This window comes from Thalassospira sp. CH_XMU1420-2, assembly GCF_037029325.1.
Classification (GTDB): Bacteria; Pseudomonadota; Alphaproteobacteria; order Rhodospirillales; family Thalassospiraceae; genus Thalassospira; species Thalassospira povalilytica.
The window spans coordinates 499615-515119 of record NZ_JAYMEG010000003.1 but is presented as its reverse complement, the minus strand read 5'-3'; the positions used below and the strand labels follow the sequence as shown (position 1 = coordinate 515119).

Below are 15505 nucleotides of genomic sequence, written 5' to 3'. Positions count from 1 at the left end.
ACCGATGCTGGAAAAGCGCGCCACGCTTGCCATAAAAACTTCGTGGCCTCAGTGCTTTATTGATGCACAGCAAATCAATATAATCAGTGCTGACTTAACATCGCGCAACTTCATGCGTGGCTATTGACTGCCCTGCCCGCACGGCAATGTGCGGACCGATGACGCTGCCACCATACAAGCCCACATCAAAACGCGGGAATCCGGCGATGAGCACAATTAATCTGGATCATCTGTTCAAACCCAAATCGGTCGCCGTGATTGGTGCATCCAACCGCCCCCATTCGGTTGGCCATGTTCTGATGCGAAACCTGCTTGCAGGGGGATTTGACGGGCCGATCATGCCGGTCAATCCGCGCAGCCAGTCGATCGGTGGCGTACTTGCCTATCCTGACGTCAACAGCCTTCCGGTTGTGCCCGAACTGGCCGTGATCTGTGTTCCACCCAAGGCGGTTGTTCCGGTCATGGAATGCCTTGCGGAAAAAGGCTGCCTGGCGGCCATTGTTCTGACCGCGGGCCTTGGCGCCGAACAGTACGATGACAAACGCACAGTCAAACAGGCGATGCTCGATATCGCCGCCCAACGCAAGATGCGCCTTCTTGGACCGAACTGTCTTGGATTGATGGTACCGGGCATCGGATTGAATGCCAGTTTCAGCCACCAGAATATCGGCAGTGGCAAAATTGCCTTTGTCTCGCAATCCGGCGCGTTATGTACGGCGGTTCTCGACTGGGCCGCGGCACGCGGAATCGGGTTCTCGCACTTTATATCGCTTGGCGAATGTGATGATGTCGATTTCGGGGATGTGATCGACTATCTCGGGTCTGATCCCAACACCCGCGCGATCATGCTTTATATCGAATCCATCCATGAACGCCGTAGCTTTATTTCGGCTGCCCGCGCAGCATCGCGTAACAAGCCGATCCTGTGCATCAAGTCCGGCCGCTTTGCCGAGGGTGCGGCTGCTGCGGCATCGCATACCGGTGCGCTGGCCGGCGCCGATGATGTATTTGATGCCGCTATCAAACGGGCTGGCGTGCTGCGCGTTTATACCGTTAGCGAAATGTTTTCGGCGGCGGAAACCCTGTCGCGCATGCGTCCGTTCCGTGGTGACAAGCTTGGCATCGTCACCAATGGCGGCGGTATCGGCGTTCTTGCCGTTGATGCCCTGATCGAACGACAGGGACATCTGGCCCAGCTTGACGACAGCACAATCGCCGAACTCGACAAGGTCCTGCCCCCGACATGGTCACGCGCCAACCCGGTGGACATTATCGGTGATGCCCCCGGTGAACGTTATGCCAAGGCCATCGAAGCAGTTCTGACCGACAGCAATATCGACAGCTTGCTTGTCATGCACGCACCAACCGCCATTACCGATCCGGTCGAAGTCGCGCGCGGCGTGATTGACAAGATCAAGGACAGCAAAAAGAACATCCTGACCAACTGGGTCGGCGAAGCCACCGTCGCAGAAGCCCGGAACATGTTCTATGCAGCGGGCATTCCAACCTATCGCACGCCGGAAAATGCGGTCGCTGCATTTCAGCATATGGTCAATTATCGCAAATTGCAGGACCTGCTGATGGAAACACCGCCATCCGTTCCGCGCGATTACACGCCCCAAACCGACAAGGCACGCAGCATCATTCATAGCGCCATTCACGCCGGGCGTGACATGCTGACCGAACCGGAAGCAAAAGCCGTTCTGGAATGCTATGGGATCAATACGGTCAAAACGATTGCGGCAAGTGACGTCGAAGAAGCCGTTCGTACCGCCGACGATATCGGCTATCCGATCGCTCTTAAGATTCTGTCTGATGATATCAGCCACAAGTCAGACGTTGGCGGCGTTGTCCTTAATCTTGACAGCAGTGACGAGGTTCGTGCCGCTGCGACCAAGATGCAGCGCACCATCGCCCAAAAGTTCCCAAAGGCGCGCCTACGCGGCTTTACCATTCAGGAAATGGTCACCCGTGCCGGGGCACGCGAACTGATTGTCGGCATGACCACCGATCCGATTTTCGGTCCGGTCATCCTGTTTGGTCATGGCGGTGTCGAGGTCGAAGTGGTCCGTGACCGCGCCATGGCCCTGCCCCCGCTGAACATGAAGCTCGCCCGCGAACTGGTCGAAGGCACCCGCATCTACAAGCTTCTAAAAGGTTATCGGGACGTCCCGCCGGTCAATCTGGAAGACCTTTACATGACGCTGGTGCGGCTGTCGCAATTGGTGGTGCATCTTGGCGAAGTGGTTGAGCTTGATATGAACCCGCTTCTTGCCGATCAGCACGGTGTCATTGCCCTTGATGCCCGCATCAAGGTAACCCCGAAAGTCGTAAGCGATGACAAACGCCTTGCCATTCATCCTTATCCAAGGCACCTGAAACAGGAACTGGTGATGGATGATGGCACGACCTATCTTCTGCGCCCGATCAAACCTGAAGACGAGCCAGCCCATTACGAGTTCATGTCGCGCCTGACCCCGGAAGATATCCATTTCCGGTTCTTTGGCTCTGTGCGTGAACTTCCCCATTCCGAAATGGCCCGTCAGACCCAGCTTGATTACGACCGGGACATGGCCTTCCTTGCCGTGGTGCCCGATGGACCTGAACAGGGGCAAATACATGGCATCGTTCAGGTCGTGATCGACCCGAATAATGAACATGCCGAATATGCCATTATGGTCCGCTCCGATATCAAGGGGCGCGGACTGGGTCGGGTTCTGATGGAACAAATGATCGCCTATTGCCGACGCAAAGGAACCGAAACCTTTATCGGCCAGGTTCTGCCAAGCAACCGGCGCATGCTGACACTTTGTGAAAAGCTTGGATTTAGCCGCAAATACATCCCTGATGAGGATGTATTTGAAGTCACCCTGCCGCTTCAGCGTGATGCGGAATGATGATCTGACCACAAACAAAAAAGCCCGGCATCTATAGCCGGGCTTTTTTTTTCATCTGTCACCGGATTTGTCAGGCGCCCTCGGCAACCAGTTTGGCCTTGATGTCTGCGACCGCCTTTTCCGGATCAATACCCTTTTCACGCAGGCTTTCGACAGCCTCGCCTTCGATTTTACGAAGCTCTGCAAGCGTGGTCTGAACATCTTCAAGTTGCTGTTCGAGTTCGGCAATCCTGCGCCGCCCGACAAGCATCAAATGTGCAAGTTGCTCGGTCCGGGTGCGATCCGCATCATAGAGATCAATATATTCCTTGATATCTTCCAACGAGAATCCAAGACGTTTGCCGCGAAGGACAAGCATCAGCCGCGCCCGGTCACGATAATTATAGACACGCGTCGCCCCGGCCCGTTGCGGTGCGAGCAGGTTCTTGGTTTCGTAAAACCTGATGGCGCGTGGCGTAATGTCGAACTCTTCGGCCAGTTCAGTAATGCTGTAAAGCTTGTCGTTCATGGTTTTTCTTGTTTGTTGACTGCAATATGCCAACATCGCAACATTCCGACATTCCAGTCAACATATTTACGCATACGTAAACTCGAAACATGCCATTCCAATGATAACGATGACGTCGTGCGTTATCCCGGGATCGGCAAGGATCGAACATATTCAAGATCCACCGGCACATATTCCGGCCCGAATATCACACGCCCGTTTGTAATCGCTCCGGGCCAATACGCGCGCGGACTATGCCACGTAGTCCCATCCGGCAACGGGATTTCCAACCCGCAGGAATACGGAACCCGATGACACTCGGCCAAATCGAATTGCCCCGCCAAGCTGTTTTCAAATAACGGGCCTTCGGCTGGTCTTGGATCATGAAGCACCCCGTCATAGGGATCGAATACTGCTGGATAGGTCGGATGGTTGGCCAGATCACCTTCGAACCGAACCGGCAATGGTGGACTTGCCGACAATTGAAGATCTTCCTGCTTACCCAGAAAGGACTGATCAAGCGGCATCATCTGATCGGGCAAGGCGGTTGGGTCCGCATGGTCAATCGCGTTGCGCGCATTGATCAAGCCACGTGTGGTGCCCTTTTTGATGTATTTCTGTCGCAGGAAGAAACTGTTGTGCAGACAGGCCGAAACATAGTCGGGCTGCGGTACGCTTCCACCTTTGCCCAGCTTGAAAACTGCACCGCCGTTATATTCGTCCCCCTCGGGTCCCGGGCGGCTGTCAAACCAGCAAATATTGCCAAAGTAATACCAGAAACCACCCCTGACCCCGTCCTGGGAAAACAGCTTGTGGCAATTAAAGAACCGGTTTCGGCCAATCCACCACCCGACGGCGATCGCTTCGGGCTCCACGGGATTATCACGTATATAGCTAAACCGGTTATCGAGAATGCGAACATCGCGATTAAACGTGCCGACAGGCGCACCAACATTGTCCGCCGACACATCCATCCTGATGCCGTTATAACAGTCGCGAATGTCGTTATTTGAAATCTCGACATCGCCTGCAATATCATCCGATCCGAAAAATGCACCGTTAAGATACCGATACGGCACCTTGATCAAATTGCCGTCTTCATCTTTGCCGTCATGGATTTCGTCCCAGCGAATGGTGCGCCAGATCGCAACATCCTGAACCCATCGACAGGCCCGGATACGGATACGTTCGGTGCGCGGACCATTGGCATAAAACGCATAGGTCCCATCGGAAATATCAAGTCCGGTAAATGAAAGGTCACAGCTGTTTTCAATATAAACGGCTGATGGCCACGCACGCCGGATCACAATTTCTTCGATGCGGATATGATCAACATTGATCAGTTGGAAGACTGCAAACCGCGACGCGCCCGGATTGGTCGCCGAAACGGTCGCATCCGGGCCCCTGTTGCCATCCAGTACCACACCACTATCGCCACGAATAACAATCGGCTGGTCAGCTGTACCACTACGCGGCAAACGCAATGGCTGACTTATATTGTATGTCCCGGCAATCAACCGGATAAGGTGTCCGGGCTGGCTTTGACTGATGGCGACCTCAAGCGTTTTGGTTTCTCGCTGCTTTGCATCAATCCAGTGCGTCCCGCCATCGTGCGATACGTAGATAACTTCCATGCGTTTGCCCCTGTTTTTTTGTTGTGTCGCTCAACGATACATCAAAAGCGTATTTGTCCAAGTATCTGTTTTGGATCGATGAATTGACGGGGAACCGGGCTGTTCGTGACGCTGGTTCGGCGCCGCGATCTGCGATGCAGGCCTGATGGCGGCAAATAAAACGTCATACGTTTTTGCAATTTCGTATGAAATATTCTAAATCAGTGCATCGCCATGCGTCAGATTGACGACGATATTGATTTTTCCAACAAAGGACTTTGCAATGTCCCTCGCCTCCCGATTGCTTTCAAAGGCATCATTGTCACTGCTTCTCACATCAATCGTCGCATCATCTGCATCGGCACATTTCCAAAAGATGGTTCCGTCAACCAATGTGGTCGATCAGGATACCGGCCGCACAGTAAAGTTTGATCTGACATTTACCCATCCGATGACCAATGGTCCGGCAATGGAAATGGCACCACCAGTTCAGTTTGGCATGCAATACAACGACCAAAAGATCGATTTGCGCCAAAGTCTTGAAGCCAAAACAGTGGATGGAAAATCGGCTTTCAACGCCGAAGTCACCTTGAAGGCACCGGGTGGATATGCCTTCTATCTTGAACCGGTGCCGTATTTTGAACCGGCCGAAGGCAAGTTCATCATCCAGTACACCAAAACCATCATTGACGCCTATGATTCCGGTGAAGACTGGGACCAAATGGTCGGGTTCCCGGTGGAAATAGAACCCCTTACCCGCCCGTACGGCATCTGGACCGGCAATATCTTTTCCGGAATGGTCCGCCACAATGGCGATCCTGTCCCCTTTGCCGAAGTTGAAGTTGAATATGCCAATGACGGCAGCATCACCCTTCCCAACCCGACTTTTGCCACACAGGTCATCAAGGCTGATGCCAATGGCATCTTCCATTATGCAATGCCCAAGGAAGGTTGGTGGGTGTTTGCAGCCTTGATCGAAGACGGCACAATGACCGCACCTGACAGCGGCATCCAGATCCCGGTCGAACGCGGCGGCGTTCTGTGGGTCAAAACCGATCAGATGAACTGAACCCAACAGGCAAGTGGTCCGGTCCACTTACCCGTTCGTAAGTTCTGCTATTGAAATTGCATTCATCCTTAATCGATTGGCCTGCCCCCATGACAAGTCGTTCGCGCAGCTTTGGTTTTTTCATTTTGCTTTTCTGTGCTTTTGGCGTTTCTGCCGCACAGGCCCACAACCTTAATGTCTTTGCTATAAGCACCGGCGACACGATTGAAGGATATGTCTATTTCACTGGCGGAACGCGCGCCCGTGCTGCTGAAATTGAACTTCATGCCGATGATGGCGCGGTTGTGGCGGCGGCCCGCACTGACCAAAACGGTGCCTTTGCTATCCGCGTCAGCCACCGGACGCCCTACGTGGTTCAGGCCAATACCGGCGATGGTCATATCGCCGCATTCACCCTGACCGAAGACGAGTTTTCCGAAAACCTTCCACCCGCGAAAAATGCATCGGACATTACGGCACGCTTTGTGAACGACAACACCCCCGATGCCGCGGTCGCCCCGACCATGACCACGCCTTCATCTTCGGCAACCGCCCCCATCGGGCTAAAGGCCCTGACGCGCGACGAATTGACCAGCTTGATCAATCATGCCGTCGCACGACAGATCGGCCCGCTTCGCGAGGAAGTAAACGCCTATCGCAATGATGTTCGTATGTCCGATATCATGGGCGGCATCGGTGTGATTATTGGTATTTTCGGAATCTTGGCGTGGGTCCGCGCCCGTAAACAGACATCTGTCTAGCAACCGCAATCAGACCATTTCACCGCTTTCCACCGGCCAACGGGTATGGTGGCTGTCAATCACGAAACGATGTTTGTGGCTGACCGGCGGATGATAATGGCGGTGCCGGTGTATTGACCGGTCTTCTTCTGCGTGCTGATGACCGTCATCATGATGCTTTGCACGGTTCGATGACATCCTCGATGACGTCGCGGCTGCTTCGGCGAGATGGACATGTCCATGGTGTTCATCGGCATGATCGTGGGGATGTTCATGCCAGAAACCGGGATGGCTGTGCTGAAGTTCAAGCTGGTCTTGTTTGGGCCAAAGAACGCGCGCCATCACAGCACCGCAAAATGCAAGCCCGCCCGACACCCAGAACGCCACAGAAATATCGGCCAGACTGCCAATCCATCCGATTACCCCATATGCAATCAACCATCCACCGTGGGACAGTGCAAAATTGGCGGCAAAAAATGCGGAACGATCCCCCGCACCGGCTGACCGTTGCACCAACCGACCACCGGGCGTCTGCGCAAATGTGGTTCCGGCCCCGGCAAACACCCAAAGCAATGCAAAGGCGGCAACATCGCGAATGCCCGCCCCCATGATCACGGCACCTGCCACCATTGCCAGGGATGCGGCAACAATTCCGGCCATCATCAATCGACGCTCCCCCACTGTATCAATGATCTTGGGCATGACGAATGCCGCAATCATTGATCCACCACCGGCACAGGCAAGAAACACCGTGGTCAGGATTTCAGACCCACCAAGGATCGACCGCGTCAAAACAACCGTATTGACGATGATCATCGCCCCGACACAGGAAACTGCAAAATGAACGGCCAGAAGTCCGCGTAGCCTTGGTGTTTTAAGATATGCCACCACCCCAAACCGCGTATTGGCGTAAATGCCGCCTTCGCGATCCGTTGCGGCGGCGCGCGGCACTGTTGTTGTCACAATCAGAGTGGCCGAAAGTGCAAATGTCAGGCTATTGACGATAAACAGGCTGTCAAACGACCAGACGAACAACAAGGCGGCTGCAAGTGCCGGACTGATCAGGTTTTCCAGATCATAGGCCAACCGGGCATAGGAAAGGCCCTTGGTATAGGATTTCTCGTCTTCGAGAATTTCCGGGATAATGGCCTGAAAGACCGGTGTGAATGCGGCGGACGCGGCATTGACCACAAAGACCAGAACAAAAATCTGCCAGATCTGATCGACAAAGGGCAAACACAGAACAATTGCCGCACGCAAAATATCAAGCCCGACAAGCCATGTTCGCCGTGGCAACAAATGCGCCATCCCACCGGCAATCGGGGCGATCACCAGATACGCGACCATCTTCAAAACCAGAACGGATCCCAATACCCGTCCCGCATCCGCCCCGGCCAGATCGAACGCCAGAAGTGACAGGGCCACCGTGGTTAATCCGGTCCCGATCAGGGACGTGATCTGGGCAGCAAAAAGATGTCGAAAGGCCGAAATGGAAAATGGCGACATGTTGGGGCATCCGGGCTGTGTGTCGCCTTACACCCTATCTTAAACCGTCAAAGGGTTTCAAACGAATGATCATCGGCCTTGGCATTTTGCCGGGCACGATCGGATGCGGTACATTTTTTGGGTGCAAGTTCCTTGGCCTGCGACATTTTCCCGGCGCGCAACTCCAACGTCCGGGTGGCCAGTTTCCGGCGAAAATGCGGGTCATGCGACACCAGAATCATGGCTTGCGGCAGTTCCAGCAATATCTCCTCAAGCCGGTGAAGGTTTTCTTCGTCCAGCGCGTTCGTCGGCTCATCAAGCAAAAGAACATCAGGCTTCATGGCTAGAACCGCCGCCACAGAAACCAGCCGCTTTTCCCCGCCTGAAAGCTCGTGGGTGATGCGTTCGCGCAAATGTCTGAGATGAAGTTGATCAAGAACCTCGTCAACAATCGCCAGTGCATCTTCGCGGCTGGCCCCAAGATTAAGCGGGCCAAAGGCGATATCTTCGACCACTGTCGGACAAAACAGCTGATCATCGGGGTCCTGGACAATAAACCCGACCCGACAACGCAGATCATGGAAATCCTTATCCGTTACACGCGGCGTTCCAAACGCCCTGATTTCGCCGCCAAACGGTTTGATAAGACCGACCAGAATGCGCAACAGCGTGCTTTTGCCAGCCCCATTCGGACCGGTAATGAACAATCGTTCATTGGCCTCAAGCGACAGACTGACCCGGTCCAAAACATTTTGCCCGGCGCGGTATCCGTATGAAATATCGTTTAGTTCAATAAGCGACGACATAAAAACGATCCAGAATAACAAGCGCGGAAACCAGCATCAGAACCCCAGCCCCGAAAAAGGCATCACGTTGCCGGAACACAAGATGATCAATCATCGGGAAATGGCCACTAAATCCGCGGCATTTCATGGCCTCAAGAACCCGTTCGGCACGTTCAAGAGACCTGACAAGCAACATCCCGAAAAGATACCCCAGCGACCGATAGGTATGGATGCTGTTGCGCGCCTTGAAGCCACGCAATTTCATGGCCATGCGCAATCGATGATATTCATCGTGAAGAACCGAAATATAGCGCACCGTAAACATCATCAGATGCACCAGGGCTGCTGGGCAACGTAGCCGGTATAATGTATGCCCAAGTCCCACCGGCGTTAACCCGGCAAGCAGGCTAAGCATCATCAAAACAACCGCATTGGCGCGAATGCCGATCAGGACCGCATGTTGCAATCCTTCCTTGCTGGCCTCGGCACCCAGGACGGTAAACATGGCGGTTCCCGGTGTTGTGAATGGCAACATCACCAGCATCACGATGATGAACCCGTCCATCGCTGCCATACGTTTCAGGGTCAGACGCAAAGGCAAATCAGTCATGAACATTGTCGCCACTGCCACAAAAAAGGCAGCAAGCGCGAATTCGATCTGATGCAGGGAAACGACCATCACCGAAAACAGACCGGCCGCCACCACCCGAACACGCGGATCAAACGATCCGACAAAGGAAGACGGTCGTTGCCCGCCTCCCTGAACGCTTAATGGTTGGTCATGCCCGAAAAGATGGCTCATGATTTGGTTGCTTTGGCTCTCAAACGTCTTGCTGCCAGATAATAGGCAATCCCGAAGAACCCGAATATATAACCTATACCGCCCAGAATCGATTGAAGATCGTTCTTTTCCTTATAGGCGGTAATTTCCCGACGCAATGGGCGCAATTCATCGCGAACGATCGCGGCAATAACTTCTTCCTGTTCGCGGGTAATTGCAGTTTTGGTTGCATTATCCGCGACAACTGCCCCATCCACAGTGATGTTAGCGCTATCATCCGAAGAAACTGCGGCAATGCTGCCTGCCCCTGCAATTCCCGTCAGGTCGGTAATATCAAAACTGGCTTCTGCAACATGCCCTGCCCCCAGATCGGCCCGAAAGACAAGGTCAACTTTCCGGCTTGGCGTATAGACAAAGAAACCGTCAGAATCCGTTCTGATTTCATCGATCTTGTTTCCCTGCTGGTCAAAAACTTCAACCAGCGTGTCCGCAGCCATATCGCCATTGGAAAACCCGATTTCTCCTTCGACAGCTGTGCCGCTTGGAAAAACCGATGCAATCACCTTATGGGCCTGGGCGGCCTGCATTCCGAACAGAAGGCCTGCCAGAAACACCCCCGTTGCAAGCTTAGCCATTGTTGGCCTCGTTCACCTGTTCGGCCAGGATCGCGGGGTTTTGTGCGTCATATCGGCTGATCTGGGCATCGGCCATCAGCAAGGCCGGTTTGACCTTCACGATCAGATAAACCGCTGCTGCAGACACCAGACCTTCGACCGCCATGATTGGAATATGGGCAAAGAAAACAAGCTTGGCCGCCGGTACAAACCCTTCCCCGCTCAGGCCAAGGGAAATGGCCACGAACAAGGTGGTCAGCGCAATTGAAAGCGCACCGGCACATCCCCCCCAGATTGCCGCAAAGGTTGGATTGCTTCGCGACACCAATCCGCGAAACAGGAAACCGGCAATCACCGCCGGAAACGCAATATTGACGGTATTGACCCCCAATACAGTCAAACCGCCAAATCCGAAAAAGATGGCCTGCAACAAAAGCCCGACAAAAAGTGCCGGGAATGCGGTCCAGCCAAGCACAAGCCCGGCCAGACCACTCATGATCAAATGCACGCTCGACGGACCGACCGGCACGTGGATCAGGGAGGCGACGAAGAACGTCGCCGATAACACCCCCGTCGCCGGAATTTTATCGATTGGCAGTTTGCGCAATCCAAGGCCAAGCCCCGCGACTACAAGCACGCCACCGCCAATCAGCACCTCTGGGGCCAGTGCCCCGTCAACAATATGCATCTACTTTGTCCCCAAGCCTATTGCACATCATAGGCGCGAACCCACAGGACTGCATCCTGTGAAAGCTCTTTTCCCTGAAATTCTTTGTCCGGCCCACTACCAAGGGCCGCAAACCCCCAAAATCCGGCCTTGGGGATCCCGAACGTGAAATACCCGTTGGCATCGGTAATCGCGACAATTGCCCCACCAGGCATCGGTCCTGCTGTCGGTTCCTTGGGCGCGTTACGGTCCATATCGGGTTCGGCTGCCATATATTCGATTTCAACTTCGACCCCGGATACCGGTTCACCGTTGCTCAGCACCCGACCGGTAAAGGTCGAACCTGCGACAATGTTGGTCGGCCGGTTTAACGGCAGAATTTCGGTCACAAGTCCCTGTGCCTCCATCCAGTCGGTCGGGATTTCGTTGCGGTTCACATAGGACTTGGTGATCTGCTGAATGAAGATATCTTCGCTTTCTTCGTAATAGGGTTCGGGCACCACCACCATCACGTAATCGCCACTGCGCTTAAGGGTCAAAGTACCGTCATACGCCTTGGCTGCATTCTCCTTCCCTGTGAAGGTCACCTCAGAAAGCGTTGAAGATAAATCAATTTTATCACCGCGATGGATTGCGTAAAACGCCACCGGCTTTTTCATATCCATGACATGTCCGTTTTCGAACGGATGCCAGAATATCAGTTTCACCGGCAGTTCGCCGGGGGCGGTCACATTGACTTCCGGTGTATAGGCCAATTGAAAATGGGCATGCGCACTTTGTGACGCAAACGCGAAACAGGCACTTGCAATCGCAAGCTTGCCAAGAGTTTTAAACATGTAATCGTCTCTTTTCACGAACGATGCGCGTCAGAAAAGTTTCCCGACGCACAGAGTTAGGATCAAGAACGATAGGATGGCTGGAAGCAAGATACCGGTTTCACGACGAGACCGCCTTTTCCCTGCAACCTGACGCTCACCCCGGCGTCCAACAGTTCAGTACCGGACAAGCCGTGTCCGGCAGTCAAAGGCAGGTCTCCTGGCTCATGGTTTCAAAAGCATTACGCCTTCCCGGTTTATCACCAGTGGCATAGGTAATGCTCGGACCACTTACAGTTGCGGGGGCAGCCGTGGCATTGTCGTAACGCACCACGTTCCCTTTTAAGCCGATCCAATGGATCAACACCCAAGACGCGTTCATATTCCATGGGCGGCAAACACCTGTCAACTCTTTGCCCGCATCCGAACGGATTATCTTTTCGCGCCATTGCTTGACCTTCGCCCTTCCCCCGGCAAAGATCAGCAAACACATCGCACAATATTGCGATTGGCCTTACATGGGATGGGGTGGAAATGATGGCTGCTGAAACAGTCCTGGACTTCTGGTTCAAGGAACTTGAACAAAAGCAATGGTTTATCAAGGATACTGCACTTGACACCCACATTGCCGAACGATTTTCCGACATTCATGCCGCGGCCCTTGCCGGTGAACTTTTCACCTGGCGCAACACCGCATCGGGGCGCCTTGCCGAAATCATCGTTCTGGATCAGTTTTCGCGGAACATGTATCGCGACACGCCGCAATCATTTGCTGCCGATCCGATCGCGCTTGTTCTCGCACAGGAAGCCGTATCCTTGGGCAAGGACAAGGAACTTGGATCACCAGAACAGCGGGCGTTTCTGTATATGCCCTATATGCATTCAGAATCCGAATTGATCCATGAAATTGCCATGACCCTGTTTGATCAGCCCGGGCTTGAACACAATTACGGCTTTGAAATCAAACACAAGACAATCATCGACCGGTTCGGGCGTTATCCGCATCGCAATGACATTCTTGGCCGGACATCCACACCAGAAGAAATCGCGTTTCTCAAAGAACCCGGCTCATCATTCTAGAACGAAAAGCGGGACGGCAATCCGTCCCGCTTTCATAAAATCATTCAATGCGAAAACGCGATATCAACCGATATCGCGATCGCGATTATCCCACCATCCCTGCACCAGGGATTCGGCTTCGTCCATATAATCGGCTTTGCCCGCAAGGAATGCCGCCATCGCTGCACTGCCCTTGATCCTGGCTTCGGCGGGGGCATCCTCGACCTCGCCCCGCCAAACGGCAAGGAAGTGTTTGAGGGTCACCGGGCTTTGATCGTCGATTTCTTTTTCGGTTTTTGGCAAAAGTGCCGGCCACCGGACGTCGCAAAGCTCGCCGTTATCAAGCATCCGAAGATCAACATGTTTGAATGGTGTGCGTTCTGCTTCGCCGCCCCCGCCCTTGATCACGCCAATTCGCGGCAGCTCAAGAAGCTTTCCGGTTTCGCGATGCACATCCAGAAATGCCGGATGAAACACCCCCAGGAACGCGGCCCGTGCCTGTAACGGGTTTAGCAACCGCAACAGGGTATTCACCGGGCTGCGCAGCCCCAAAAGCGACCGCAACCCGATCAGCTCCTGCAATTTCGGATGCATATGGCGCAGCGGCAAATAAGCAAACCCCTTTGCGGCAATATCCGAACGGGCTTCTTCGGCTGACATCGCGATCGGCAGCTTAAGCGCCTTGATCGCGGCCTCGGCTCCAAGACCATTGACCAGATGCGAGTTATAGCCGTGCATCAGAACCGGAACACCGTTCTGCGATATCAAATGTGCCGACAATACAAACCACGGCAGACCACGGGTTCGACCAGCCGCATATGACGGCCAGTCAAGCATCGGGCGGCCCACCGGGTTGGTGTCCTGTCCATCATCCGCATCAAGCCTTGCGGCTTTGCGCACGGCTTCGATCATGCCTGCGAGTTCTTCCGGCGTTTCCGCCCGATAGCGCAGCATAAGCAAAAACGCGCCAAGCTGGATCGGCTCGACCTCATCGCGCAGGATCATTGAAAAGGCATCAAATGCCTCTTCGCGCGTCAGGCTGCGTGAACGGCCCGGCCCCCGAAAGAACGTTCTCAAATACCCGGAAAACGGATGAGATTCGGGTAAATGATTTTCTTCCTCGAGCTGTTCAAGATGCTCGTCGGTCATACGTACTCACCGAAAAAGTTGTCGTTACTGGTCATGGACGCGGGTAAAGACCCACTCCGTCTCGTTTGACAGGTCATCCTGGTAGCAATAACCGTCAACATTGAATTTCTTAAGGTCTTGCGGGTTTTCCAGTCGATTGTCGATCATGTAACGCGCCATCATGCCACGCGCACGCTTCGCTGAGAAGCCGACAACCTTGGCAGCCCCGCCTTTGACTTCCTTGAAGACCGGTGTGATGACCGGTCCATCAAGCAGCTTGGTCTTGACCGACTTGAAATATTCGTTGGATGCCAGATTGATCAGGCTGCGGTCCTTGTGGCCTTCGGTAAGCTTGTTGATCTCCTTGGCGATCTTGTCACCCCAGAACGCATAAAGGTCCTTGCCACGCGGATTTTCAAGCCGTGTGCCCATTTCAAGGCGATAAGGCTGCATCAGATCACGCGGCTTCAACAGACCATAAAGCCCCGACAGCATCCGAAAATGGTCTTCGGCCCAGTCGATATCGGCATCCTTCATGGTGTCGGCATCAAGACCAACATAGGTATCACCACGAAAGGCAAAGATCGCTGGTTTCGCGTTGCTGCGATCAAAAGGCCGTGAAAAATGCTGGAAGCGCTGATAATTCAGATCCGCAAGGTTTTCACTGATCCCCATCAGCTTCATCAAATCGCCACGGCTTTTTTTCCGTGCAACTTCAATCAATTCTTCCGTGTCATCGAGAAACGCCGGTTGGGAAACGGCCATTTCCGGCACGTCCGTTTCGAAATCCAGCTTCTTGGCCGGGGACACAACAGCAAGCATCAATCTGCCTCTTCTCTTTCATCTCGGTTCAATTTGTCGTAACAAGCCACAAGGCATGGACAATGTCTAGGGCCCAAGCCCATGTACAGGTGTATACGACTGTGCATGGATTTGGACCCTTGGCTTTATCCATAAACTTCTAATCTTGCAGAAAATCCGTCTGGCGCAAGCCTTGGCGGAAGAAAGGACCAGTTATGAGTGAACAAGTTCGCGCGTCGCACATTCTTCTGATGTATGCCGGTTCGGCACGTTCGACCGCCACCCGCACCAAAGAAGAAGCATTGAACGAAATCAATGCCCTTAAAGACCAGATCGCAAACGGTTCCGATTTTGCAGAACTGGCAAAAGCTAATTCCGATTGCCCGTCCGGCCAGCAGGGCGGCGATCTTGGCTTCTTTGGCCGTGGCATGATGGTTCCGGAATTCGATGCAGCTGCATTCAGCATGGATGTCGGTGCGACCTCTGACGTGGTTGAAACCGATTTCGGTTACCACCTGCTTCAGCGCACCGCCTGATCCCGCGCTGCGATCAGAACAAAGGCTGGCACATTGTTGCCAGCCTTTT

Annotated in this window: 15 protein-coding genes and 1 riboswitch; of the genes, 5 read left to right on the top strand and 10 right to left on the bottom strand. The window is 53.8% G+C overall.

The genetic code is table 11. From position 1 onward, the window contains the following. Positions 1-206 precede the first annotated feature (206 nt). Positions 207-2897: a bifunctional acetate--CoA ligase family protein/GNAT family N-acetyltransferase gene (locus WA429_RS12045; RefSeq protein ID WP_228195408.1), complete on the top strand. Its 2691-nt coding sequence runs from the start codon at positions 207-209 to the stop codon at positions 2895-2897. Between the two features lie 70 nt (positions 2898-2967). Here the strand turns inward: WA429_RS12045 and WA429_RS12040 are convergent, their stop codons facing one another. Together WA429_RS12040 and WA429_RS12035 are read right to left on the bottom strand one after the other, a co-directional pair. After that, positions 2968-3405: a MerR family transcriptional regulator gene (locus tag WA429_RS12040; protein ID WP_068519147.1), complete on the bottom strand. Its 438-nt coding sequence runs from the start codon at positions 3403-3405 to the stop codon at positions 2968-2970. 122 nt (positions 3406-3527) lie between these two features. Further along, positions 3528-5018: a hypothetical protein gene (locus tag WA429_RS12035; protein WP_287465106.1), complete on the bottom strand. Its 1491-nt coding sequence runs from the start codon at positions 5016-5018 to the stop codon at positions 3528-3530. Positions 5019-5280: 262 nt separating this feature from the next. Between WA429_RS12035 and WA429_RS12030 the strand changes: the two genes are divergently transcribed. Then, positions 5281-6066, top strand: coding sequence for a DUF4198 domain-containing protein (locus WA429_RS12030; protein ID WP_287465107.1), 786 nt, complete (start codon positions 5281-5283; stop codon positions 6064-6066). An 89-nt stretch (positions 6067-6155) separates the two neighbouring features. Continuing rightward, on the top strand, positions 6156-6806 hold the full coding sequence (locus WA429_RS12025) for a hypothetical protein (RefSeq protein WP_287465109.1): 651 nt from the start codon (positions 6156-6158) through the stop codon (positions 6804-6806). A 9-nt stretch (positions 6807-6815) separates the two neighbouring features. On the opposite strand, the gene WA429_RS12020 is transcribed toward WA429_RS12025, so the two are convergent. The 6 genes from WA429_RS12020 to WA429_RS11995 are packed head-to-tail and all read right to left on the bottom strand — an operon-like array spanning position 6816 to position 11953. Continuing rightward, positions 6816-8291, bottom strand: coding sequence for an MFS transporter (locus WA429_RS12020; protein WP_287465110.1), 1476 nt, complete (start codon positions 8289-8291; stop codon positions 6816-6818). Positions 8292-8338: 47 nt separating this feature from the next. Beyond that, positions 8339-9076, bottom strand: coding sequence for an energy-coupling factor ABC transporter ATP-binding protein (locus WA429_RS12015; RefSeq protein ID WP_287465111.1), 738 nt, complete (start codon positions 9074-9076; stop codon positions 8339-8341). Continuing rightward, entirely contained in the window at positions 9060-9857 is a 798-nt protein-coding gene (cbiQ, locus tag WA429_RS12010; protein WP_287465113.1) for a cobalt ECF transporter T component CbiQ, read from the bottom strand. The genes WA429_RS12015 and cbiQ overlap by 17 nt, the downstream gene beginning before the upstream one ends. Beyond that, on the bottom strand, positions 9854-10471 hold the full coding sequence (locus WA429_RS12005) for a cobalt ABC transporter permease (RefSeq protein ID WP_287465114.1): 618 nt from the start codon (positions 10469-10471) through the stop codon (positions 9854-9856). Before WA429_RS12005 ends, cbiQ begins: the two co-directional genes overlap by 4 nt. Further along, positions 10464-11138, bottom strand: a complete 675-nt coding sequence (cbiM, locus tag WA429_RS12000) for a cobalt transporter CbiM (RefSeq protein WP_287465115.1) — start codon at positions 11136-11138, stop codon at positions 10464-10466. Before cbiM ends, WA429_RS12005 begins: the two co-directional genes overlap by 8 nt. Before the next feature lie 17 nt (positions 11139-11155). Beyond that, positions 11156-11953, bottom strand: a complete 798-nt coding sequence (locus WA429_RS11995; protein ID WP_287465116.1) for a DUF4198 domain-containing protein — start codon at positions 11951-11953, stop codon at positions 11156-11158. 172 nt (positions 11954-12125) lie between these two features. Then, positions 12126-12318, bottom strand: a riboswitch (cobalamin riboswitch). Between the two features lie 151 nt (positions 12319-12469). On the opposite strand from WA429_RS11995, the gene WA429_RS11990 reads away from it, so the two are divergent. Then, positions 12470-13012, top strand: a complete 543-nt coding sequence (locus WA429_RS11990) for a DUF924 family protein (protein ID WP_287465117.1) — start codon at positions 12470-12472, stop codon at positions 13010-13012. Between the two features lie 63 nt (positions 13013-13075). Here WA429_RS11990 and WA429_RS11985 read toward each other — a convergent pair whose 3' ends face one another. Beyond that, a complete protein-coding gene (locus WA429_RS11985) occupies positions 13076-14140 on the bottom strand; it encodes a glycosyl transferase family protein (protein WP_287465119.1) in 1065 nt (354 codons plus the stop codon). A gap of 24 nt (positions 14141-14164) precedes the next feature. Continuing rightward, positions 14165-14941 carry a peroxide stress protein YaaA gene (yaaA, locus tag WA429_RS11980; protein ID WP_101246152.1) on the bottom strand — a complete coding sequence of 259 codons (777 nt, stop codon included), beginning with the start codon at positions 14939-14941 and terminating at the stop codon, positions 14165-14167. A gap of 194 nt (positions 14942-15135) precedes the next feature. On the opposite strand from yaaA, the gene WA429_RS11975 reads away from it, so the two are divergent. After that, positions 15136-15456, top strand: a complete 321-nt coding sequence (locus tag WA429_RS11975; RefSeq protein ID WP_068519158.1) for a peptidylprolyl isomerase — start codon at positions 15136-15138, stop codon at positions 15454-15456. Positions 15457-15505 lie beyond the last annotated feature (49 nt).